This window comes from Sedimentibacter sp. B4, assembly GCF_000309315.1.
In the GTDB taxonomy this organism is placed as follows: Bacteria; Bacillota; Clostridia; order Tissierellales; family Sedimentibacteraceae; genus Sedimentibacter; species Sedimentibacter saalensis.
On the sequence record NZ_CANG01000804.1, the window covers coordinates 1 to 216 of the forward strand.

A 216-nucleotide genomic window follows, 5' to 3' on the forward strand; every position below is an offset into this window, starting at 1 on the left:
CCGGCCCGTCCTCGATGGTGAGGTGGCAGCCGTACTCGAGCAGCTCGCCGCCGCGCAGCAGCGGCTCGATCGCGGGGTGGGCGAGGAAGTGGTCGTGCAGGTCGCTCGAACTGAGTCCTGCGGCCTGCAGGTCGTCGAGGCGCAGCACCACCCCCACCGAGACCGAGTCGAGGTTGGTGTAGAGGAAGCCACCGCCGGCGACGCCCTGGGTGCAGT

At 70.8% G+C, this 216-nt stretch carries 1 pseudogene; it reads right to left on the reverse strand.

Features of this window, described 5'->3' with window-relative positions:
* Positions 1-216, reverse strand: a pseudogene (locus tag BN358_RS24400) (FAD-dependent oxidoreductase); the annotation flags it as partial.